Here is a 23,931-nt window from a genome sequence, read left to right on the forward strand (position 1 = left end):
TGGGAAATTTATGATCAATTGTGTTTATGTTAAGAAAAAGAATAACTTTAAGGATGATATTTTAAAAGAAGAGCTAAATATATTGCTTAATATAAAAATCTCAAAATTAACTACTTTCAATAGGTATGAAGTTGAAGGTATTAGTGATGAGGTGTTTAAAAAAAGCGTTTCAGCAGTTTTTAGTGAAGTAAATTTGGATGAAGTATATTATAGTTTGCCTGAATATCAGATAATGTTTGCCATAGAATTTTTAGATGGACAGTTTGACCAACGATCTGATTCCGCAATTAAATGTATAACTCTTTTAGAAAACGAAGTTATTCCAAAAGTTAAATATGCAACAATATATGCAATTGAAGGAAATCTCTCTAATACAGACATAGAAAAAATAAAAGAATATTTAATTAATCCTGTGGAAGCTAAAGAAGCTAGTTTGCAAGTTAGAGATAATTTAAACTCAGTTGAAAGCAAAAAAGCTAAAATTGTGAAATTAGATGGCTTTATTTATCTAACTCCTCGACAATTAAGTTTATTTAGAGATGAATATAATTTAGCTATGGATGAAGAAGATTTACTTTTATTTCAAAAATATTTCATCTCAGAAAAAAGAGATCCAACATTAACTGAGCTAAAAGTAGTTGATACTTATTGGAGTGATCACTGTAGACATACTACATTCAATACAAATTTTAATACAGTTACAATTAAAGATCCAACTATAAAAGAAACTTATGATAATTATTTAAACTCTAAGAAAAAAATACAATCTTCAAAGCCTTCCTGCCTTATGGATATAGCAACAATTACAACAAAGTTATTAAAAAAAGAGGGCTATGCTAGATGTGTTGAAGAGAGTGAAGAGATAAATGCTTGTTCAGTAAATATAAAAGTTGATGTAAATAAAAAAGAAGAAGATTATCTTTTATTGTTTAAAAATGAGACTCACAATCATCCAACTGAGATAGAACCTTTTGGGGGAGCTGCCACTTGTATAGGAGGAGCTATAAGAGATCCTCTATCCTCTCGTGCCTATGTATATCAAGCTATGAGAATAAGTGGATGTGGTGATCCAAGAGAAGATTTTAGTAGAACATTAGAAAATAAACTACCACAGAGAACTATCGCAAAAGTTAGTGCTAAAGGTAATAGTAGTTATGGAAATCAAATTGGTCTTGCTACTTCTTTAGTGAAAGAATTTTATCATGAGGGATATAAGGCTAAACATTTAGAATTAGGAGCAGTAATAGCTGCTGCAAAAAAAGAAAATGTAGTTAGAGAAACTCCTAAGAAAAATGATGTTGTAATTTTATTAGGGGGAAGAACAGGTCGAGATGGTATTGGTGGAGCAACTGGATCTTCAAAAGCCCATAATGTTGATTCTCTAGAGACTTGTGGAGCTGAAGTTCAAAAGGGAAATGCAACTGAAGAAAGGAAACTACAAAGGTTATTTAGAAAAGGTGAAGTTACAAAATTAATAAAACGTTGTAATGACTTTGGAGCAGGTGGTGTTTGCGTAGCAATAGGTGAATTAGCACCTTCCTTAGTTATTGATTTAGACAAAGTTCCTTTAAAGTATGAAAATTTAGAAATAGATGAAATTGCAATTAGCGAATCCCAAGAAAGGATGGCAATTGTTGTAAGAGAAGAAGATGCCCCTTTTATAATCTCTAAAGCAAATGAAGAAAATCTTGAAGCCACTGTAGTAGCTACTATTGAAAATGATAATAGATTGAAGATGAGATATTTTGGACAAACAGTTGTCGATATCTCAAGAGATTTTTTAGACACAAATGGTAGCGTAAAATATGCAGATATCTTAATTGAAAGAGAAAAAGACATCGATAAATTTACTATAAATGATAGTGTAGAAAATACTTTACTTAAAATGTATCAAAGTTTAGATTTTTGTTCACAAAAAGGTCTAAGTAATATCTTTGATTCAACAATTGGGGCATCAAGTGTTTTAATGCCTTATGGAGGAAAATATCAGATGTCAAAAGAACAGGTGATGTGTGCAAAAATTCCTGTTGAAGGTGAAAGTGATACAGTATCCTTAATGAGCTTTGGTTTTGATCCAAAGTTGACTGAAAAAACTCCATACAAGGGAAGTTATTTATCTCTTCTTAGTTCTGTTTCGAAATTAATATCAAGTGGAGCATCTTTAGATTCTATTTATTTATCCTTACAAGAATATTTTCCTTCTATTAAAAACGATAGCCTAAAATGGGGTAATGTAGCCTCAGCACTATTAGGTGCATATAAAGCACAACTCGATTTGAAAATTCCAGCAATTGGAGGAAAAGACTCTATGAGTGGTTCATATGAAGACTTAGATGTACCAAATACCCTAGTGTCTTTTGCTGTTGGAACAAGCACAATTGATAGGGTAAAACCTTCTCTTTTCCTTGATAATGATTCTTTCTTGATAATTCTCCCTATAACAAATGAGCCTAGAAATTATTTTTCAAAAGTAGAAAACCTTTTAAAAAATACACAAGTATTATCCACATATTCTTTAACTAGGGGCGGTTTAATAGAGGCCATAACTGAAATGAGTTTTGGTAATAAAATTGGCGTTAAAATAAATGATGAAATAAAATTGGATAGTTATGAAATAGGATCAATACTTTTAGAGGTTAGTGATTTAGAAAATACTCTCTCTATTTTAAAATCCTTATCTCTTAGTTATGATTTAATAGGCAGAACAAAAAAAGCTTTTTCTATACAATATAGAGATGAAAAAGTTGATTTAAATATAATATTAGAAACTTCTAAAAATGTTTTAGAGAAAGTATATCCAACTAAAGTTAAAGAAGAAGAAACTGTTATAAAAAAATGTGATTATCAAAGAAAGAATATATGTTTAGCAAAGCAAAGTTTCGCAAAACCAAGAGTTGTTATGCCTGTGTTCTTTGGAACAAATTGTGAAATTGATAGTAGACGAGCCTTTGAAGATGTTGGTGCAATAGTTGATGAAGTTATAATAAATACTTTAAATTTTGATTTATTAAAAAAGAGCACAAATGAATTTGTAAAGAAAACTCAAGATAGTCAAATTTTATTTATACCTGGTGGCTTTAGTGCCTCAGATGAGCCAGAAGGAAGTGCCAAATTTATTTCAAGTTTTTTACAAGCTGAAAAAGTTAAGGAGTCAATAAACAATCTTTTATTTAAAAAGGAAGGTTTAATTTTGGGAATTTGTAATGGATTTCAAGCCTTAGTTAAATCTGGGTTGTTACCATATTCAACACTTTCTACAGTTAGTTGTGATAGCCCAACTTTAACATATAATAAAATAAATCAGCATCAATCTACTCTAGTTAAGGTTAGAGTATCTTCAAATAAAAGTCCTTGGTTAATGCATTATGAAATCGGAGATAGCTTTTATGTTCCAATTAGTCATGGCGAGGGAAGATTTGTTTGTGATGATAAAAATTTAGATCATTTAATAAAGAATGGACAAATTGCATCTCAATATGTTGATGAAAATAATATGCCTTCAATGTCTATAGAGGCTAATCCAAATGGTAGTATTAATGCGATAGAGGCTATTACAAATGAAGATGGTAGAATATTAGGTAGGATGGGGCATATTGAGAGATGTAGAGAAAATTTATATAAAAATATCAAAGAATATAAAGCAAATAATCTAATGTTTAAAGGAGCTATTACTTATTTTAAATAAATTATTAAGTTAGGAAAAAAAATAAAATTGCTTTTGTTTTAATAAGTAGAACTTGTTTATTTTATTAAAGTCATAAATAATATAATCAACTTTTTTTTAACGTAACTTATAAGATTTTTTATTTGTTATAGTAGATATAAAAAAGTGATTAGGAGATATATGAAAAACTTAAAAAAAATTATAATTACATTATTAATTCTATCTGCGATTAATTTGGGGCTTTTTGCAAAAACAACTTATGTACATTCACCATACAACGACAGTGTCAATTATTTGTTTAATGATATTTATTCTTCACTAATGTTTAATGCATCTACTTTTTCTCCAATATTTACAAGTGACGATGAATTGCAAACTAAGGTTGGAATAAATTTTAATGGATCTACCTTTTTTAAAGATTTTCCAGTTGGTGTATATTATTCAGCAGATATAGTTCCTTTTACAAGTAATGTTTATTCATTTGATTTTATTGTAGGCTTGGCTACTAGGTATAAACAAAGTGGGTTAACGGAAAGTTATTTTAACTTTGGACCAACCATTTCAGTAATTGGTGAGCTTGAGTCTAACTCTACTTTAATTGAGCCATATTCTTTGATATATTTTGGTGGGGCTATCAACGGAGGATATAGAATTTCTCCATCTCCACAATCAAAGTATATAACATTTGATGTTGGTGCAACTCTAAAAGCTCTATGGTATGATTCTTCTTCAAGTGTAAATTCTCTATCATATTCTGTTGAAGATTTTAGATTGGTAGGTTCAGCTTATGTAGGAGTTACCTATAGATGGTTTGCCCCAGATTTAGGGGATGAAGATGTAGATATTATAGTTCATCTATAAAAGGAAATAAAAACTCTTATTGAGTTATGAAACCTCCAAAGCTCTCAAAATAATTTTGAAACACTTTGGAGGTTTTATTTATTATTTAAAAATCTTAGATAAAATCCTTTATAGCTTCAACTTCAAATTCTTTTGTAAGCATATACTTAATAGCATCTACTGCAGCTTTAGCGGCGCTTGTCGTTGTTGTATATGGGATTTTTTGTCTCAAAGCTTCACTTCTTATTTCATCGTTACTAGAAATTGCATGAAAACCCATTGGAGTGTTAATTACTAAGTCAATAGCTTTGTTTCTTATATAATCTACAATATTTGGGTGTCCATCTTTTGTTTTAAGCATAACTTCACAAAGGATGTTTTCTTCATATAAATCTCTTGCAGTGCCTCTTGTAGCAGCAATTGAAAACCCTAGGTTTTTCAATTCTTTAGCAATAGGAATGATGGTTTTTCTATCTTTTTTATTTACACTAATTAAAACCTTACCTTTAGTTGGCAACTTATTACCAGAACTAATTTGGCATTTAGCATAAGCTTCTCCAAAAGTATATCCACTTCCTGTTGTCTCTCCTGTACTTCTCATTTCAGGCCCAAGAATTGGATCAATGTCTTTAAATCTATCAAAGGAGAATACAGCTTCTTTAATTGCCCATCCTATTTTACAAGAGCCACATTCATAATTTTTATTTTTAGCTACAAGCTTTTGATCAACTAAACTAATATTGGAGAAGACTTTTGTAGCTACTTCAATTAGATTTACTTGAGAATATTTTGATATAAAAGGAATAGTTCTACTTGCTCTAGGGTTTAGTTCGATGACATATAGTTTATCATCCTTAATAGCGAACTGTAAATTTACAAGACCTACAATATTAAATTCTTTACATAATTTAAAAGTTGCCTCTTTCATTTGAGTTAAATGTTCATCTTTTACTTTGTAAGGAGGGAAAACTGCAGCACTATCACCACTATGAATTCCGGCAGCTTCAATATGTTGTAAAATACCACCGATATAAAGTTTTTCACCATCGAAAACACCATCTAAATCATATTCATAAGCATCTTCTAAGAATTCATCGATGATTATTGGTTTATCCTTATTAATTACAACATTTTCATGCTCTAAGAAATCTATTAAAGATTGACTATTATATGCAATAAACATACTTCTTCCACCTAAAACAAATGATGGTCTAATTAAAACAGGGTATCCAATCTCTTTAGCAATTTTAAAGACTTCTTCTTTGCTTTCGGCAATATTGTTTTTAGCTTGATTTAGATTTAATTTTTCAATAGCTTCTTTAAAAGTTGATCTATCCTCACAAGCATTAATTCCCTCTAAACTAGTTCCAACTATATTGAAATTTGCCTTAGCTAAATCACTTGCAATGTTTAAAGGAGTTTGACCCCCAAGTTGAATAATTACATCTTTAACTTTTTCTCTTTTAAGGATTTCTATAACACTTTCACTATTTAATGCCTCAATATATAATCTATCACTAGTATTATAGTCGGTACTTACAGTTTCAGGGTTCGAATTGATAATCATCGTTTTTTTCCCAAGTTCTTTATAAGTCAAAGAACAGAGCGAACAACAAGTATCAAATTCTAACCCTTGTCCAATTCTATTTGGACCACTAGCTAAGATTGCAATAGCATTTTCACCTAGGATATCACCTTCACACTCTTCTCCGTATGTATTGTAAAGATATGGGGTTAAAGCTTCAAATTCTCCTGCACAAGTATCAACAAAGTGTGGTGTTATATGAAGATTAAATTCATTTCTAAGAGCCGTGATTTCTTTTTCATCTTTATTGTTCAAGAAAGCTATTCTCTTATCGCTCATACCATATTTTTTAGCTTTTAATAGTAAGTCATAAGAGATTGTTTTGATTGATTCAATTTCTTTATCTAATTTTGCTTGTTCTAGAAGTTGGTATAAAAAGAAAGAATCAAAACCAGTAATCTTTTCTACTTCCTCAATTATATCTTCACCACCTTCGTAAATTTTAGTATAGGCAGAAAAAATTCTTAAAGGATGAGCATTGTTTAAATAGACTTCAACATCTTTTTGTAAAACTTCTAAGCCTTCAAAGCCTGTATCTATTGATCTAATAGCCTTGTTTAAAGCTTCTAAAACTGTCCTTCCAAGTGCTAAAGATTCACCAACACTTCTCATTTGTGAGCCAATAGCTGATGGCGGTAGTGGAAATTTTTCTAACTCAAAACGTGGGACTTTCACAGCACAATAATCTAAAGCAGGTTCAAAACATGATACACTTTTGCCTGTTATTTCATTAACAACTTCATCTAGGGTATATCCTATAGCTAGTTTCGTTGAACAGTGTGCGATAGGAAAACCTGTAGCTTTTGAAGCCAAAGCAGAAGATCTAGATACCCTTGGGTTCATTTCAATAACAACCATTTCTTTTGTTTGTTTATTAAAGGCAAATTGAACATTTGAACCACCACAATCAATCCCAACTTCTCTTAAAATAGCAATAGAGGCATCTCTCATCTTTTGGTATTCATTGTCGCTTAGAGTTTGAATCGGGGCAATAGTAATAGAGTCACCAGTGTGAACTCCCATTGGATCTATATTTTCAATTGAGCAAACAATGATAGCATTATCATTTTTGTCTCTCATAACTTCCATTTCAAACTCACCCCAACCAATAAGAGATTGTTCGATTAGAACCTGATGTGTTGGGCTTTCTAGTAAAGCTTGTTTTACTAGATTAATGAATTCACTTTTTTTATTTGCTATAGCTCCACCACGACCACCAAGGGTAAAACTAGGTCTTATGATTAAAGGAAAGCCAATTTGGTTTGAGAACTCTATTGCTTCTTCAACACTATTTGCAATTCCACTTGAAGGAGATTTAAGATTAAGTTTATCAATTAGTTTTTTGAATTCTCCTCTATCTTCAGCTTTTCTAATTGATTCAACACTTGCACCAAGAATTTCAACATTATATTTTTCTAAATATCCTTTATCTTTTAAATCTAATGTTAAGTTTAAGGCTGATTGTCCTCCAACAGTTGATAGAATTGCATCTATCTTTTCTTTCTTAAAAATTGCTTCTACGTATTCACAAGTTAATGGCTCCATATAGACTTTATCTGCTAAAGATGGAGTGCTCATCATGGTAGCAGGATTAGGATTTATTAAAACAACCCTATAACCTTCTTCTTTTAATGCTTTTATAGCTTGTGTCCCACTATAGTCAAATTCACATGCTTGACCGATTATAATAGGCCCACTTCCAATAACTAAAATAGTATTAATATCACATCTTTTTCCCATTATTTAACCCCTTTTATAAATTCATCAAAGATCCATAAACTGTCTTTAGGTCCAGGGCTTGCCTCTGGATGGAATTGTACACTCATTATGTTGTTTTTAGGGAATTTGATTCCTTCAACAGAATTGTCATTAGAATTAACAAACCAAAGCTCTGCATCTTTAGGAAGTATTGATGTTACAAAACTATGGTTTTGACTTGTAACAAAAGTTTTTTTAGTAAATAAATCTGTAACAGGTTGGTTAGCTCCGTGGTGGCCAAATTTCATTTTAGCTGTTTTGCCTCCTAAGGCAAGAGTAATAATTTGGTGACCTAAGCAAATTCCAACTATAGGTATTTTATCTTTACAATCTTTTACGAGTTGAATAGCAGCTTCCTGTGTCTCTGGATCTCCTGGACCATTGCTTAAGAAAAGTAAGTCAAAGCCTTGATTTAGAATTTTTGATTTATCAGTATCTGAATTAAATAAAGTAACATTTACATTTCTATTGTATAACTCTTTTATAATTGATTTTTTAATTCCAAAATCAATTAATGCACATTTTATTGTAGATGTAATATTTATAGGATTTTTACAAATTACAGGATTAGTAATAGATTTTTCAGTAGAAACTTTTTTACACAGATTCTTTTGCGAAATAAAAGGAAAGGTTTTAAGGTAATTAATAACAAATAATTCCTCTTCCTTTCCTATATTATCTTCATTAATAATAATAGCTCTTTTAAAACCCGTATCCCTCAGATGTAAGGTTAAAGCCCTTGTATCAATTTCACATATCCCTATTATATTATTATCGAGTAAATATTGATTAAGAGTTATTCTTTTATCATCAACTTTACCCTTATAATAGTCTTTAACAACAATGGCACTAACATGGATTTTTTCTTTCAGGATTGTTTCTTCTTCATCCTTTATTATTCCATAATTACCTATCTGAGGATAAGTAAAGCATACCATTTGTCCTTTATACGAGGGATCACTTAATATTTGCTGATATCCACTCATACTTGTATTAAATACAATTTCACTAGTACTTTTATTTAAGTGAATCTGATCAAGATTTGGCGCTTTTGCCCCAAAACTTTTTCCCTTGAATTTTGTACCATCTTCTAAAATTAATGTTGCCAAGATAAATTTCCTTTTTCTAAAGATTAAATCTAAAATAATTAGAAAGCTTAAATTGTTGACATCATATACAATATGTGTTGCATAATCAAGTATTTCAGCAACAAAATGTTAGAAAAATTGTATAAATATACAGTTTTATAGTAAAATATGTTGCAAATTTGTTGTTTTATAAATAAATATTAACAAAAATGTTGTTTTTATATTTTAGTATTTCATTAAAATTAAAGAATTTATTATTTTTTTTCACACATTATATATTAGTTTCATCTCTTAATTTAGCTAAAGCAAAAACATCTAATAATAATAATATAATAAAGGTCTTTAAGATTAATGAGTTGATATGTTGTTTTATTATAAGAAGTAAATAGAACATATTCTACATTACTTATTATTTGATTATTCTCTACAAGTTGCTGTTTAAGCTTTACATTTAAATGGAGGAGAAATTGATTTGCCATAACTTGTAGTAACATAATATGTACAATTAAATTTATTTTCTCTCTATTTAGTTGATTTTTTTGTTGTTGTGAATTGTGGTAAAGATAAAAATTTATTACTTCATAAACTGATAGTGCATTTCCTGTTTTGTGTAATTTTGGTTTTTAATACAATAATAGAGAATGAGCTCTTTTTCTATTTTTTTTATTTATTTATTTTTTTATTTTAGATAGGTTCATAATTTTCCCACAAATAATTTCCAAGAACCTGAAAATATATTAAATTTAATACAAAAAAAATAACTCCTATAATGAAGGAGTTACTAATAAATTATGTAATGCCGCCTCCAGGAATTGAACCAGGGACACAAGGATTTTCAGTCCTTTGCTCTACCAACTGAGCTAAAGCGGCGTTAACGATGTTGTTTATACACTGTAGAAAATTTATTGTCAACACCTTTTCAAAAAAAAATGATTATTTTGATTAAAAATACAAAGAATATACTAAAAAAATGATATAAGTATATTTTATTTCATTGATTGCTATATCGTTATGATTTTAATATTTTGATAATTAAAAGAAAACTATAAAGATTGTATTGTTTCTTGAAATTTATATACCCCTCGTGATAATGTAACTGACATGGATAGGCAAAAAATAAATCAAGCTATCAACTGGGAAACTTTGTTAATAGTTTGTAATAATGATTGTTCAAAAGCTAGTTTGATTTGGGATAAATATAAATATCTACTTACTCTTCCTATGAGTAGTGAGTTTTCACTTTGGGCTGTCAATTTAAATATTTCAATAAATAAATTATTTGAAATTTACTCAAAAGTTAGTGAAGATTTTAAAAAACTTCCAAAAGATGTAAAAATCTTAATAAGTGGTGATTATAATTGGCCAGATCAAATAGATAAATTTCCATATCCTACAAAAGTATTATATTGTTTAGGTAATATTGATTTATTAAAAAAGAAGAATGTTGCAATTATTGGCACTAAAGCTCCTTCAAAAGAAAGTCTTGAAAAGTTAGAAAAAGTAGTAAAAGCTTTAATAAAACAAGAAATAGTTGTAACTAGTGGATTATCTTTAGGAACACAAGGGCATGCTGCTGTACAGAGTTTGTCTAATTTTGCTCCTGTTATTGCAGTAATTCCAACACCACTTGATGAATATTATCCTAAAGAACATAAACAAATCCAAGAGTATATAGCAAGAGAAGGTGGCCTTGTAATAACGAGAGTCTCTCCATCTAATAAGAATATTAAGTGGAATGTTTTACTTAGAAATAGGCTAATGAGTGCAATTTCTTCTGCAACTTTTATTTTAGAAGAAAGAGATAGAGGTGGTGCTGTTCAAATGGCCAATTATTCCTTAGAACATAATAGAGCTGTCTTTTTCTTTAGTACTTTAAAAAGAGATAAAACTATAACATGGCCAAATGAATTATTAGAAAAAGGTGCTAAAACAATAAGATTTCCAAGTGATTTAGCTAAAGGTTTAAATAATAATCCTACACAAAAAGTTGTCAAAGAAACAAATAATGAGGATATTGTTCAATTGAAATTGTTTTAATTCTTCTAAATGTTAAATATATCTTGCTTTATTATTGAAATAATTAAGAAAAATCTTGACTAAAAATTGTACAAAAATTACTATCTTTGATATGGAAAAACAACTTACAGCAAACGAATTAAGAAAAAAATTTATTGATTTCTTTGTATCTAAAGATCACAAACAAATTAGTGGTGCTTCTTTGATACCAGAAAATGATCCAACAGTATTATTCACAACTGCTGGAATGCATCCTTTAGTCCCATATATTTTAGGGGCTGAACATCCTTCTGGTGATAAACTTTGTGATTACCAAAAGTGTATTAGAACTGGAGATATAGATGCAGTTGGGGACCCTCATCATTTAACATTTTTTGAGATGTTGGGTAACTGGTCTTTAGGTAGCTATTTTAAAAAAGAAGCTATTGCGTATAGTTATGAATTTTTGACAGAAGTTTTAAACATTGATAGTGAAAAATTATCTGTAACAGTATTTGCTGGTGATGATGATGTACCAAGAGATAATGTTTCTGCCCAAGAATGGATGAAACATGGCATTCCTGAAGATAGAATTTACTTTTTACCTAGAAAAGACAATTGGTGGGGACCAGCTGGTGAAACTGGCCCTTGTGGACCTGATAGTGAAATGTTTATTGATACTGGCAGAGAAAAATGCAGTGAAGATTGTAAACCTGGTTGTTCTTGTGGTAAATATTTTGAAATCTGGAATGATGTTTTCATGGGTTATAAAAAACTTGAAGACGGTAGTTACGTTGAAATGGATAGAAAATGTGTAGATACTGGTATGGGTATTGAAAGAACTATCGCTATACTTCAAGGTAAGAAAAACGTTTATGAAACAGAAGTCTTTACTCCTATTATTGCAGGTATTGAAAAACTTTCTTCCCAAAAGTATGGTCAAAGTGAAGATATAGACATGTCCATTAGAATTTTAGCAGATCATATTAGAACAAGTTGTTTTATCTTAGGAGATCAAAGAGGAATTGCTCCTTCTAATGTTGGTCAAGGTTATATTTTAAGAAGACTCATTCGTCGTGCTATTAGACACGGAAGAAAATTAGGTATAGAAGGTGCTTTCTTAAGTAACTTAGCTGAAATTGTTATTGACCTTTATAAAGAACCTTACCCTGAATTGGATGCTAATTCTAAATTCATTCATAATGAGCTAATAGCTGAAGAAGAAAAATTTAGTAAAACTTTACAAAAAGGTGAAAAAGAATTCTTAAAAATGATTCCAAATATCTTAAAAGGTAAAGCTAAAATGATTCCAGGCAGAATGGCTTTCAAACTATATGATACTTATGGTTTCCCTATTGAATTAACAAAAGAATTAGCTAGTGAACAAGGTTTAACAGTTGATGAGGAAGGTTTTAAAAAGGCTTTCGAAAAACATCAAAACCAAAGTAGAAGTGGGGCAGAACAAAAATTTAAAGGTGGTTTAGCAGACCATAGTGAAAAAACAACAGCCTTACATACTGCTACTCACATGCTTCATCAGGCACTTAGAACTGTATTAGGCGATCATGTAGGTCAAAAAGGTTCAAACATAACTGTTGATAGATTGCGTTTTGATTTTACTCATCCTGAGAAAGTTAGCAAAGAAGATTTACAAAAAGTTGAAGACATTGTTAATGCTGAAATTCAAAAAAATCAAGATGTTATTTGTGAGACAATGACTTTAGAAGAGGCAAAAGCACAAGGAGCAATTGCATTCTTTGATAGTAAATATGGTGAACAAGTTAAAGTTTATTCAATTGGTGATTTTTCTAAAGAAGTTTGTGGTGGACCTCATGTATCAAATACAAGAGAAATGGGTAAATTTAAAATTGTTAAAGAACAATCTTCTTCTGCTGGAGTTAGACGTATTAAAGCTATCTTAGTAAAAGATGAATAAAAATAAAAATTTTTTTAATTAAATATAAGGGCATAACTTATAGGTTATGTCCTTTTTTTTAAGCTTTTTTGCTCTATCAAAAATAGTTTTTTTAGATATTTTTTATTTTATAATCCCTAAAATGTACATATTTTTATATTTTCTATTTTTTAATATTGTGTTATGATATTTTTGTTGCAATTTTTTTTGTAATAATTAGTATCGATATTTTCTTTAACTTTGCATCATTTTATAGGGGTTTACATAAAGAAAATATTTGTATATTTTTTGTATATAATTTGTATAACGGCAATGGAAATTCGTTGCTTACATATATATTCTTTTTTCCATTTTAAATTATTTTTTTGCTATAAAAAAAAATAAAGATTAAAATTCAAATAGAGGTGTTTTTACTCGCCTTTATCTTATTATTTTTGGCTGTATTTTTAGTCATGTTTTCTTTTGGGAATTGAAGGGTATTTTTAACTAAAGAAAGACAAGGAGGGTGTTTTGATATATACCAAAAACTCCAAAGTTCGTTCAATTTATTTTGAAGGAATCGCATCAGACAGGCATGTTTTTTTACTAAATTATATTCAACATGATACCTAAATTACACTTTTATAAATTTAATTCATTCAAGGAGAAAAAGTGATGATTCAGTTACAGAATATTGTAAAAACATATGATGGAACTACTAAGATTATTGATAATCTTAATTTAACCATAGAGGATGGCGAATTTATGGTTTTAGTCGGTGAAAGTGGCTGTGGAAAAACAACAACCATGCAAATGATAAATCGCCTTATAGAACCCACTTCAGGAAAAATCACCATAGATGGTGAAGATATAACTGCAATGGATAAGATTCAACTTAGACGTAGAATTGGATATGTAATTCAGCAAATAGGATTATTTCCTCATTGGACAATTCAACAAAATGTTATTGCGGTTTTATCTTTAACATCTAAGGATGAACAAAAAAACATTCAAATAGCAAGAGAGTTATTAGATAAAGTCGATTTAGATCCAGATATTTATTCAACTCGTTATCCAAAAGAATTATCTGGAGGTCAACTTCAAAGAGTTGGTGTTGCAAGAGCCTTAGCAAATGATCCTGATATTATTTTAATGGATGAACCTTTTTCAGCTTTAGATCCTATTACAAGAGAACAACTCCAAGATGAGATAGTTAGAATCCATGATGAACTTGGTAAAACTATTATTTTTGTAACTCATGATATCGATGAAGCAATTAAAGTTGGGGATAGAATTGCTGTTATGCAAGGTGGAAAAATACTCCAATGTGATAGTGCTGAAGAGATTTTAAAAAATCCTCAAAACGAATTTGTTCTTAACTTTGTAGGAAAAAACAGATTATGGAAAACTCCCGATATGTTGAGTGCTGAAGATGTTATGGTAAAAAAATTTCCTACAATTCAAGCTTCTAGATCTGTTGCTCAAGCAATTGAGAGAATGGCAACAAAAGAAACTCTTATGCTCTGTGTTGTTGAGAATTTGAAAAGGGATAAGAAAAAATTAGTTGGACTTGTTGGTGCAAATAGATTGTCTGGAATAAATGATCATAAGATTAAAATGGTAGATATTATGAAAAAAGATTTCATTACAGTAGAACCAGAAACAAGTTTAACAGAAGTTATGAATATTAGAAATGATAAGGGCGTAAAATATATTCCAGTCGTTGATAAAGAAGGTTTTTATCATGGGATTATTACAAATGCAAGCATATTAAATGTGCTAAGTCAGATTATGCCTGGAACGGAGGACTATTAATATGATTGATTTTATTACGAATAATTGGCAGATGATAGTTCAAAAATCATTAGAGCATGTAAATCTTTCATTTACTGCTGTAATTTTAGCTTGTGTAGTTGGTATACCAGTTGGCTTTTTAATAGTTAACCATGATAAAGCCGCAAGTATAGTAATTAGTGTAGCAAATATAATACAAACAATTCCATCTTTAGCTATGTTTGCTTTTTCAATGCCTTTGTTTGGTATTGGAACAAAACCTGCTGTATTTGCTCTTTTCTTATATGCATTATTACCAATTATAAAAAATTCCTTGATTGGAATTAAAAATGTTGATCCTGCGATAATTAAAGCAGCAACAGGCATGGGAATGACTAAGACTCAAATAATGTTCAAGGTTGAAATTCCTTTAGCTATTTCAGTAATAATGGGTGGGGTAAGAATCGCAGCTGTAACTTGTATTGGTATTACAACAATTGCAACTCTAATTGCAGCTGGTGGATTAGGAGATTTGATATATAGAGGACTTAGTACTTTTAATCAACCTATGATTTTTACAGGTGCATTTTTATCTGCACTATTAGCATTATTAGTAGATTTTGTATTAGGTTTAGTTGAAAAAGCTCTAACCTCAAAAGGTTTAAAAGATTAAAAAAAGAGGAGTGTGTAAATGAAAAATTATAAGAAATTAGGCTTATTAGTTTTATTAGCAACCATTGTATTATTTACAAGTTGTAATTCATCAAAAGACAAAGTTACTGTTGTTCATAAAAATTATACTGAGCAGAGAATAGTAGGTGAAGCCTTAGCTCAATATTTAAATTCTAAAGGAATTGAAACTGAAGTAAAAGAATTAGGTGGAACTTTGCTTTGTTGGAATGCAATAAAGAATGGTGATGCTGATTTGTATCCTGAATATACAGGTACTACTTATGGGGCAATATTTAACCAAACTGATAATATTGGTCCAGAGGCAACATATAATTATGTAAAAGAAAGAAGTGAAGAAGAATTTGGGATAACTTGGCTTGAACCATTTGGATTTAATAATACTTATGTATTATCTGTAACACAAGAATTAGTAGATGAATATGGTGTTAAAACTATTTCAGATTTAGAACCCATTGCAGATCAATTAATTTTGGGAGGAGATCAAGAATTTCCTGTTAGAGAGGGTGATGGTTATCCTGCTTTAATTAGAACTTATGGTTTTGAATTTAAAGAATATAAAGGAATGGACCAAGGTTTAACTACCCAAGCTTTATTGAATGGTCAAATTGATGTTAATACTTATTATTCAACTGATGGTAGAATTGCAAAATATGGTTTTGTTAATTTAGAGGATGATAAAAATGTCTTTCCTCCATATTTCTGTACACCAATTATGACTGTTGAATTTGCTAATGAACATCCAGATGTAGTTGAAGCATTGAATGCGTTAGGAAATAAATTTAGTAACGAAGATATGCAAAAGTATAATTTAATGGTTGATGAAGGTGAGAGTGTTGAATCTGTAGCAACTAAAATGCTTCAAGATAAAGGTTTAATTTAGTTCAAAATATAAGATCTATTTTAATTAAAAATAAATTAATTTAAAAACTCAGGGATAAATTTCCCTGAGTTTTTGTATGTAAAATAAATTAATTTAAATCTTTTTTATCTTCTAATAAAATTTCCATAAATTGCTCACCGTTTATAGTTTCTTCTTTATAAAGATATTCAGCAATTTGATGTAATTTTTTTATATTATCTTCAAGTAATTTTTTAGCTCGATTATATTGATTATTTACTAAGGTTGTTACCATTTTATCAATTTGAGAACTAGTATTTTCTGAGCAAATCAGAGATGAATCTCCACCAAGATATTGGCTACCTTGAGCTTCAAAAGCAACCATTCCAAACTCTTCACTCATGCCGAATCTAGTAATCATGGCTCTAGATAACTTTGTTGCTTGTTCAATATCGTTGCTAGCTCCTGTTGTAATGGAGTTAAAAACAACTTCTTCAGCGGCTCTTCCTGCAGTATATATTGCAATTTTGTTTTCTAATTCTTCTTTGCTAAGTAAATTTTTCTCTTCTTCGTCTACTTGCATTGTAAAACCAAGTGCTCCACTAGTTCTTGGAATAATTGTAATTTTTGAGACTGGAGCTGTATTAGTTTGGAGAGCAGCAACTAAGGCGTGACCAACTTCATGGTAAGATACAATTAGTTTTTCTTTATCACTTAATACTTTGTTTTTCTTTTGATACCCTGCAGCAACTACTTCAATACTTTCTTCAAAGTCTTTTTGAATTACTTTACTTCTTTTATTTCTAACTGCTATTAGAGCGGCTTCATTTACAATATTAGCAAGGTCTGCCCCACTCATACCTGATGCTGCTCTAGCAATATCGTGATAATTTACATTGTTAGCAGTTTTAATATTTTTGGCATGAACTTTAAGAATTGCCTCTCTACCAATTAGGTCTGGTAATTCAACAGGAATTCTTCTATCAAATCTACCTGGTCGTAAAAGAGCTGGATCTAAAGTTTCTGGTCTGTTTGTTGCTGCTAATAAAACAACACCTTTAGAACCATCAAAGCCATCCATTTCTGTCAGTAATTGGTTAAGCGTTTGCTCTCTCTCATCATTTCCACCTTGCATGGATGAATTACGTCTTTTACCAATAGCGTCTATCTCATCAATAAAAACAATACATGGAGCTTTTTTATTAGCCTCTTTAAATAAGTCTCTAACTTTTGCTGCACCCATACCAACGAACATTTCAACAAATTCAGAACCTGAGATTGAAAAGAAAGGAACATTAGCTTCACCAGCAACAGCTTTAGCTAGAAGGGTTTTACCAGTACCTGGAGGCCCCACAAGAAGGGCTCCTTTAGGAATTTTTGCACCTATTTGAGTATATCTATCTGGTTTATGTAGGAAATCAACAATTTCTGTAAGAAGCTCTTTAGCTTCATCTTCTCCAGCTACATCACTAAATTTTATTCCTGTCTCACTTGGTACATAAACCTTTGCGTTACTTTTTCCAAATTGCATTGAGGAAGAAAATAAACCTCCACCATCTCCAGAGTTCATTTTCTTTTGAAGATACCTTCCCATGACGAATATTAATAAGAAGGGGACTACCCAAGAAATTAATAGTGAAAGAAGAGGTGAAATTTCTGTAGGAGCAACTCTACCAAAAGAGCAGCCTGATGCATATAATCTATTAACTAAATCTGGATCTTGGAATGTTGTTGTTTTATATAATTGGTCAAAATCAGTGTTAGAAGTAAAGAAAATATCATTACCATCAATTTCAACTTTTGATATCTGCTTGCTATCAAGCATTGTTAAAAAAGTCCCATAATCAACTTTTTGATATTTTGCTTGAGACATATATGGGATTATAAACATATTAACTAGCAAAATAGCCACAAGCATTATTAGATAGAATTTAATTATAGATTGATTAAAATTCTTTTTCACACCATTACTCATATAACCTCCAAAAAAAATATATGATAATGATAAGAAGATAGTAATAAAATTTTTATGAGGCTAGTATTTATTGTATTTTTTTTGTGTAAAAATGCATTTTTTCCCCTTCATCTCTAATTAGTGTATCTTTATTTTTTCCGAGAGTGATTATTGTTATATAGAAATCGCCTATGGCCCCTGAGACATTTAAAGCGAATACTAATAATATTCCATTATACAAATTCAAGGGTAAAGTGTTTAGAAGAAATAAAAGGAAAAATGATATAATAAAAACTGGAGATAGGGCGATTATTATATATGAAAATCTATCAAAATACCTATCTTCAGCTGAAGCACTAGCATAAAACATTGATATTTTATACTTTGCTTTTTTTTTAGAAAATACCCATATAAAAAATCCATGTATTAATTCATGGATAGTAATAAATGCAAAGACTCCAATTACAATGAAGATAATACTTTCGATTGTAAAAACTGGACAACTTTGAATTCTAAATATAAAAAAAATGGCAAAAGCAATTAAAATTGAGGCAATATTGAAGATGAGTGCATATTTCTTTTGATTGAAATCTACTAAATCTTCTTCAATATAACCTTTCTCTAATTCTAAATACCCTTTCATTTTAATTTTCCTTTTTGATGTTTTTTGTAGCTAATTGTCCACAAGCTCCATTTACGCTCCTGCCTCTAGTGAATCTCCTAGCATATTTGATATGGAACTCATCGAGATATTTAGTAAAAGTGTTTATCTCTTGAGTTGATGGGGTAGTCCAAGGTAGTTCTGCTGCAGGGTTCCATGGAATTAAGTTAACAACAGCATCTAATCCATTAGTGAAAGACGCAAGTTTTTTTGCAGAGTTTAAATCACAATTAACCCCACTTAGCATACAGTATTCTAAAGTGAATCTAGATCCGCCTTTATTTTGGTAATGCATTAAACTTTTCTTTAATTGTTGTAAGTTAAATGTATCATTTATTGGCATAATTTGACTTCTTTGATTATTGTCAGCACTAACTAAAGATACAGCAAGTTTTACATTTAAATTTTGCTCAGTTAATTTATTAATACCACTTACAATACCACAAGTACTTATTGTAATTCTTCTTAAACTAATGTAAAAAGCATCTTCTCTATGGAAGTATCTAATGGCACTAGTTACATTAGAAAGGTTAGCTAAAGGCTCTCCCATCCCCATAAAAACAATATGAGTAACATTACCTAAAGTTCTTAAATGGACAAATTGTTCAATAATTTCTGAGGTTGTTAAGTTTCTTATAAGCCCCATTGTCCCGGTTCTACAAAACTTACATCCCATAGCACAACCAACTTGAGAAGAAAGACATGCTGTCATTCTTTCATTTTTGTCTATTAAAAGGACACTTTCAATTATAGCCCCGTCTGCTAATTTAATTGCTAACTTTGTGGCTCCTGTATCATCTCTTTGAGTATCAATTACCTCAGAGGAAATTGCTGATCCAAATTCATTAGAAAGTCTTTCCCTTTCTAATTTTGATATATTGCTCATTAAATTAAAGTCTGTAACACCTTTAATTAACCATTGATAAATTTGCTTTGCTTGGAATTTTTTTTCTAAATTCAATTTTTCAAATATTTCTGAAGGACTTAACCCGTATAAAGAGATTCTGTTCATTCTTTTCTCCTGATTTGTACTATATATATAAAATAAAAAAAATTAAAGCTAAAAGTTTTGTGTATAATGAAAAAAAACTTATGACAAAAATTGCAATAAATCTATTGCTAAAAATATTAGTTAACTGAGCTATATAATAAATTATTTCAATATTGTTATTATTCAAATAAAAAATAAATTAAGATATTTTAAATAAAATACTGTTCAATTATACTTATGTTTGATATACTGTGTAAAAAGAAAATCCAAAATTAAGGAGATTACAATGAAGAAAAGATTATTAACAGTTGTAGCAATGATTGCGTTGGTTATGATTCCTACATTTGCAAAAAGTTCGGACATGAGTGTTGGTTTAGCCGTTGGAACAATTAACGGTGTTGGATTTAAGTATGATATTGATAAAGACATTACCGCAGGTGGAACAGTTGGATGGGATTTACTATCTGGAACACTTAATGCCGAAGGTTTTGGTCTTTATAAAGTTGCAGAAGTTGATTTTGATAAAGAAGTAATTGATATCAATGTCGGTTTAGGTGGAGCTGCAAGAATTCCATTAAGTAGCTCTGATATATTTGGTTTATCTATATTGGCAATGGGAGAAGCTTCTTATAGTTTTGATGGGGATTACCCAATTGATTTACTTTTAAGATTAGAACCAGGAATTGGAATGACATTCTCAGGTGGATTTAACGCAGATTTTGCTATGCAAGCTTCTCTACAAGCTCTTTGGAGATTATAAGATAATTTGTAAATGTTGTTAAATAATAAAAATCAACTCTATTTAAAGAGTTGATTTTTTATAGTTTATTAATTCTCCTAAAAATTGTTCTTTTATTTTAGTTTTCAATGAAACAAATGATTCCTCATATTTGATATCTAATACAAAAGAGTTTCTTTGTGCATAATAAATAAGATCATGTCTATCATTAGGTATTTCAAAATACGAGATGTGTTCATTTTTAGAGTATAGTTTTTCGATTTCACTTAGCATTGAATCTATATTAATATTATTTTTTACACTAGTTTCAATAAGCGTAGGTTCTATGGCTTTTAATCGAGCCTTATCGAATTCATTAGGCTCTAGATCACATTTATTTAGCATCACAAGAGTAGGTTTATTTTCACAGTTTAGTTCTTTTAGAGTTTCCTTAGTTGTATTATAGCATCCCATCAAATTAGGATGAGAAGCATCTAATACAATAAGAATGACATCTGCATAAGTGGCTTCTTCGAGGGTTGAGTTAAAAGCTTCAATTAAATCATGAGGTAAATCACTTACAAAGCCAACAGTATCACTGAAAACCATTTCTCTATGACTTGGCATTTTAACTTTTTTACTAGTAGTATCTAGAGTTGCAAAAAGTTTATCTTCTACAAGAATATTGCTATTAGTTAAAGCTTTTAATAGAGAACTTTTGCCACTATTAGTATAACCAACGATAGCTACAGTTGGTATATTTGCATTCAAGCGACTTTTTCTTTGATTTGCTCTAATTTTTTTTACTTTTGATAATTCTTCTTTAGTTTTTGTAATCCTGTTTAAAACAAGACGTCTATCTATTTCAAGTTGCTTTTCCCCTTCGCCTTTATTTCCCTTCGTACCACCTCTTTGTCTTGATAAGTTAGTCCAAGCACGAGTTAAACGAGGAAGGGAGTATTCTAATCTAGCAAGTTCTACTTGCAAAGAAGCTTCTTTAGTAGATGCTCTATCGCTAAATATTTGTAAAATTACTTCGCGCCTATCAATTACACAAATATTAAGAATTTTCTCTAGATTTCGTTGAATACTTGGAGCTAAATCGACTTCGAATATAAATAAATCTATTTCAAAATTTTCAGCTAGTTCCTTTAATTCCATAACCTTACCTTTTCCAATATAGGTTTGGCTATTTTCTTTTTTTAAATTTATTATTACAGTATCTACTACAAGAACATTCATTGTTCTAGCTAAGGAAATTAATTCTTTTTTTCTAATGAGAGGGGAAATTGAATTAGATTGTGTTTCCACAAGGATAATTATTGCTTTTTGTAATGTATCTTCTGTGGTTAAATTAATTATATTATTATTTGACAAGTTTTTATTTATTCCCTTTTATTTTTTCTTACAATAAGATTAACTGTGGTTTAATAACTTGTCAATCTGTGATATAGTCAAGCGGCGAGAACTTTTGTAAGAGAGGATAAAATTATGAGTTTAAATTGTGGTATTGTAGGACTTCCTAATGTTGGGAAATCAACAATTTTTTCTGCTTTAACAAGTGCACCAGCAGAAAGTGCAAACTATCCGTTTTGTACCATCGATCCAAATGTTGGTATGGTGAATGTCCCAGATCCACGTCTTGATAAAATTGTTGAATTAATACCTCCTGCTAAAGTTGTACCAGCTACTTTTGAATTTGTTGATATTGCCGGATTAGTAGAGGGCGCATCAAAAGGCGAAGGTCTAGGAAATAGATTTTTAGCATCCATTAGAGAAGTAGGTGTTCTAGCACATGTAGTTAGATGTTTTGATGATGAAGATATTGTTCATGTTAATAATAAAATTGACCCAGTTGGTGATATTTCAACAATTAATATAGAATTAGCTTTCTCTGATTTAGATACTGTCGAAAAAAGATATGCCAAAATGTATAAAATGGGTCGTGTTAATAAAGAGCAACAGAAAATTAACTTAAAAGTTCTCCCAATTTTAGAAAAATTAAAAGAATGTTTGAGTGAGGGGAAATTAGCTAGTACTTTAAATCTTGATGAAGAAGAATTACTCGCTATTGCTGATTTACATTTAATTACTTTAAAACCTGTAATTTATGTTTGTAATGTAGATGAAGATAGTCTTGAAGAAGATAATGAATATGTAAAGATTGTAAAAGATCTTGCAAAAAATGAAAACGCTGAGGTTATAGTAATTTGTGGAAAAATCGAAGCTGAAATAGCTGAAATGGATAATGAAGAAGATAAAAAAGAATTCTTAGACGCATTAGGACTAAAAGAATCAGGATTAAATCAACTTATTAGAAGTGCTTATCATACTTTAGGCATGAGAACCTTCTTTACAGCTGGTAGTGATGAAGATAGAGCTTGGACTTTTAAAGCAGGATTTAAAGCTCCACAAGCAGCTGGTGTTATCCATACAGACTTTGAAAAAGGTTTTATTAAAGCAGAAGTTTATAATTGTGAAGATTTATTTGAATTAGGTAGTGAACAAAAAGTAAAAGAAAAAGGTAAACTAAGAATGGAAGGTAAAGATTATATAGTTCAAGATGGAGATATAATGCACTTTAGATTTAATGTTTAACATACTATTTAAATAAATATGGACTATGCAAACTGCATAGTCCATATATGAATGAAATAAATAGAGGCCGAGAAGGCTTCTTTTTATTTTTTACCAAGTTAGTTCAAATTCTAAAGGTTCAGCTAAAAGTAAGAAATCAATTAATGGAAAACTATATCTGAATTGATTATTAGAGATTTTTGTACCACCTTTGTATGATTTTATTGTTTTAGGTGTTGTAAAGTTAAGAGTGATTGTAGAATTCCTAATAGCATCAGGACCTTCTTCTCCTAACATAAAACTAATCATTTCTAAATAATCATCTTCACTTAATCCTTCATTATATTCAGGACCAAAAGGTTCAAAATTAGGATCAGCTAAAAATGGGATAGCTTTTGTTAATTGATAATAATTATCTAAATCTAAATAAAAATTAAGCTTATTGTTGTTTAATGTTAAAACAGTTTGATTTTCTGTTTCACTTAAGTCTGAAATCAAAGTTGAAAGGGAGTCAAAATCAAATGATCCTTCATATGAATTTTTGCCAACTTTATTAAATACAACATTATTTGTGCTTTCGTTTTTTGTTAATTTATTAGAAGTATCCTCAATTGCTAAATCCATAATTGGTTTATCTGAATCTTCAGAGGAGAATTCAGAAAAATCATTTAAGACAGTAATAAAGAAATCTTCAACACTTATTGCAATCTCTGAGCTACCACTTTTATCTGTGTTAATTGATAAATCTTCTGTAACTACACAACTAGATAAAAAAAGTAATCCAAAAATCAATAAAGGCATTATATATTTTATAGTTTTCACTAAGTTCTCCTAAAGGGTGTTATGCTTTAAAATAGTATTATAAAAAAATTAACGGTTCAAGTGTTTTTCAATATTCTTCA

The 23,931-nt window shown here is 29.8% G+C and carries 17 protein-coding genes and 1 tRNA gene; 9 read left to right on the top strand and 9 right to left on the bottom strand.

What is annotated here, in order from left to right; genetic code table 11:
- Positions 1–10: 10 nt before the first annotated feature.
- Both ACZ5SO_RS14170 and ACZ5SO_RS14175 read left to right on the top strand, forming a co-directional pair.
- Complete coding sequence (locus ACZ5SO_RS14170) at positions 11–3,685, top strand: phosphoribosylformylglycinamidine synthase (RefSeq protein ID WP_464625478.1); 3,675 nt, start codon at positions 11–13, stop codon at positions 3,683–3,685.
- Between the two features lie 159 nt (positions 3,686–3,844).
- On the top strand, positions 3,845–4,525 hold the full coding sequence (locus ACZ5SO_RS14175; RefSeq protein ID WP_464625480.1) for a hypothetical protein: 681 nt from the start codon (positions 3,845–3,847) through the stop codon (positions 4,523–4,525).
- Between the two features lie 94 nt (positions 4,526–4,619).
- Here the strand turns inward: ACZ5SO_RS14175 and carB are convergent, their stop codons facing one another.
- The 4 genes from carB to ACZ5SO_RS14195 all read right to left on the bottom strand — a co-directional run bounded on the left by carB (position 4,620) and on the right by ACZ5SO_RS14195 (position 9,805).
- The gene (gene carB / locus ACZ5SO_RS14180) at positions 4,620–7,829 is read right to left on the bottom strand and encodes a carbamoyl-phosphate synthase large subunit (RefSeq protein WP_464625482.1); all 3,210 of its coding nucleotides are present in this window, start codon (positions 7,827–7,829) and stop codon (positions 4,620–4,622) included.
- Positions 7,829–8,956 (bottom strand): glutamine-hydrolyzing carbamoyl-phosphate synthase small subunit, encoded by a 1,128-nt coding sequence (gene carA, locus ACZ5SO_RS14185; protein ID WP_464625484.1) that lies wholly within the window; start codon positions 8,954–8,956, stop codon positions 7,829–7,831. Before carA ends, carB begins: the two co-directional genes overlap by 1 nt.
- A 250-nt stretch (positions 8,957–9,206) precedes the next feature.
- The gene (locus ACZ5SO_RS14190) at positions 9,207–9,329 is read right to left on the bottom strand and encodes a hypothetical protein (RefSeq protein ID WP_464625485.1); all 123 of its coding nucleotides are present in this window, start codon (positions 9,327–9,329) and stop codon (positions 9,207–9,209) included.
- Positions 9,330–9,732: 403 nt separating this feature from the next.
- Positions 9,733–9,805: transfer RNA gene (locus tag ACZ5SO_RS14195), tRNA-Phe, on the bottom strand.
- A gap of 231 nt (positions 9,806–10,036) precedes the next feature.
- Between ACZ5SO_RS14195 and ACZ5SO_RS14200 the strand changes: the two genes are divergently transcribed.
- The 5 genes from ACZ5SO_RS14200 (at position 10,037) to ACZ5SO_RS14220 (ending at position 16,170) form a co-directional block, all read left to right on the top strand.
- Positions 10,037–10,972, top strand: a complete 936-nt coding sequence (locus tag ACZ5SO_RS14200; RefSeq protein ID WP_464625486.1) for a DNA-processing protein DprA — start codon at positions 10,037–10,039, stop codon at positions 10,970–10,972.
- A gap of 91 nt (positions 10,973–11,063) precedes the next feature.
- The gene (locus ACZ5SO_RS14205; protein WP_464625487.1) at positions 11,064–12,866 is read left to right on the top strand and encodes an alanine--tRNA ligase; all 1,803 of its coding nucleotides are present in this window, start codon (positions 11,064–11,066) and stop codon (positions 12,864–12,866) included.
- A 633-nt stretch (positions 12,867–13,499) separates the two neighbouring features.
- On the top strand, positions 13,500–14,639 hold the full coding sequence (locus ACZ5SO_RS14210) for a betaine/proline/choline family ABC transporter ATP-binding protein (RefSeq protein WP_464625488.1): 1,140 nt from the start codon (positions 13,500–13,502) through the stop codon (positions 14,637–14,639).
- Position 14,640: 1 nt separating this feature from the next.
- On the top strand, positions 14,641–15,270 hold the full coding sequence (locus ACZ5SO_RS14215) for an ABC transporter permease (RefSeq protein ID WP_464625489.1): 630 nt from the start codon (positions 14,641–14,643) through the stop codon (positions 15,268–15,270).
- Between the two features lie 18 nt (positions 15,271–15,288).
- Positions 15,289–16,170: an ABC transporter substrate-binding protein gene (locus ACZ5SO_RS14220; protein WP_464625491.1), complete on the top strand. Its 882-nt coding sequence runs from the start codon at positions 15,289–15,291 to the stop codon at positions 16,168–16,170.
- An 88-nt stretch (positions 16,171–16,258) separates the two neighbouring features.
- Here the strand turns inward: ACZ5SO_RS14220 and ftsH are convergent, their stop codons facing one another.
- The 3 genes from ftsH to rlmN all read right to left on the bottom strand — a co-directional run bounded on the left by ftsH (position 16,259) and on the right by rlmN (position 19,755).
- A complete protein-coding gene (ftsH, locus tag ACZ5SO_RS14225) occupies positions 16,259–18,103 on the bottom strand; it encodes an ATP-dependent zinc metalloprotease FtsH (protein ID WP_464625493.1) in 1,845 nt (614 codons plus the stop codon).
- A gap of 67 nt (positions 18,104–18,170) precedes the next feature.
- Positions 18,171–18,725, bottom strand: coding sequence for a DUF3267 domain-containing protein (locus ACZ5SO_RS14230; protein WP_464625495.1), 555 nt, complete (start codon positions 18,723–18,725; stop codon positions 18,171–18,173).
- 1 nt (position 18,726) lies between these two features.
- Positions 18,727–19,755, bottom strand: a complete 1,029-nt coding sequence (gene rlmN, locus ACZ5SO_RS14235; protein ID WP_464625496.1) for a dual-specificity RNA methyltransferase RlmN — start codon at positions 19,753–19,755, stop codon at positions 18,727–18,729.
- A 265-nt stretch (positions 19,756–20,020) separates the two neighbouring features.
- Between rlmN and ACZ5SO_RS14240 the strand changes: the two genes are divergently transcribed.
- A complete protein-coding gene (locus tag ACZ5SO_RS14240; protein WP_464625498.1) occupies positions 20,021–20,494 on the top strand; it encodes a hypothetical protein in 474 nt (157 codons plus the stop codon).
- 42 nt (positions 20,495–20,536) lie between these two features.
- Here the strand turns inward: ACZ5SO_RS14240 and hflX are convergent, their stop codons facing one another.
- Complete coding sequence (hflX, locus tag ACZ5SO_RS14245) at positions 20,537–21,829, bottom strand: GTPase HflX (RefSeq protein WP_464625500.1); 1,293 nt, start codon at positions 21,827–21,829, stop codon at positions 20,537–20,539.
- A gap of 114 nt (positions 21,830–21,943) precedes the next feature.
- On the opposite strand from hflX, the gene ychF reads away from it, so the two are divergent.
- A complete protein-coding gene (gene ychF, locus ACZ5SO_RS14250) occupies positions 21,944–23,050 on the top strand; it encodes a redox-regulated ATPase YchF (protein ID WP_464625501.1) in 1,107 nt (368 codons plus the stop codon).
- 90 nt (positions 23,051–23,140) lie between these two features.
- Here the strand turns inward: ychF and ACZ5SO_RS14255 are convergent, their stop codons facing one another.
- Positions 23,141–23,851 (bottom strand): hypothetical protein, encoded by a 711-nt coding sequence (locus ACZ5SO_RS14255; protein WP_464625502.1) that lies wholly within the window; start codon positions 23,849–23,851, stop codon positions 23,141–23,143.
- Between the last annotated feature and the right edge of the window lie 80 nt (positions 23,852–23,931).

The organism is Pleomorphochaeta naphthae, assembly GCF_055396005.1.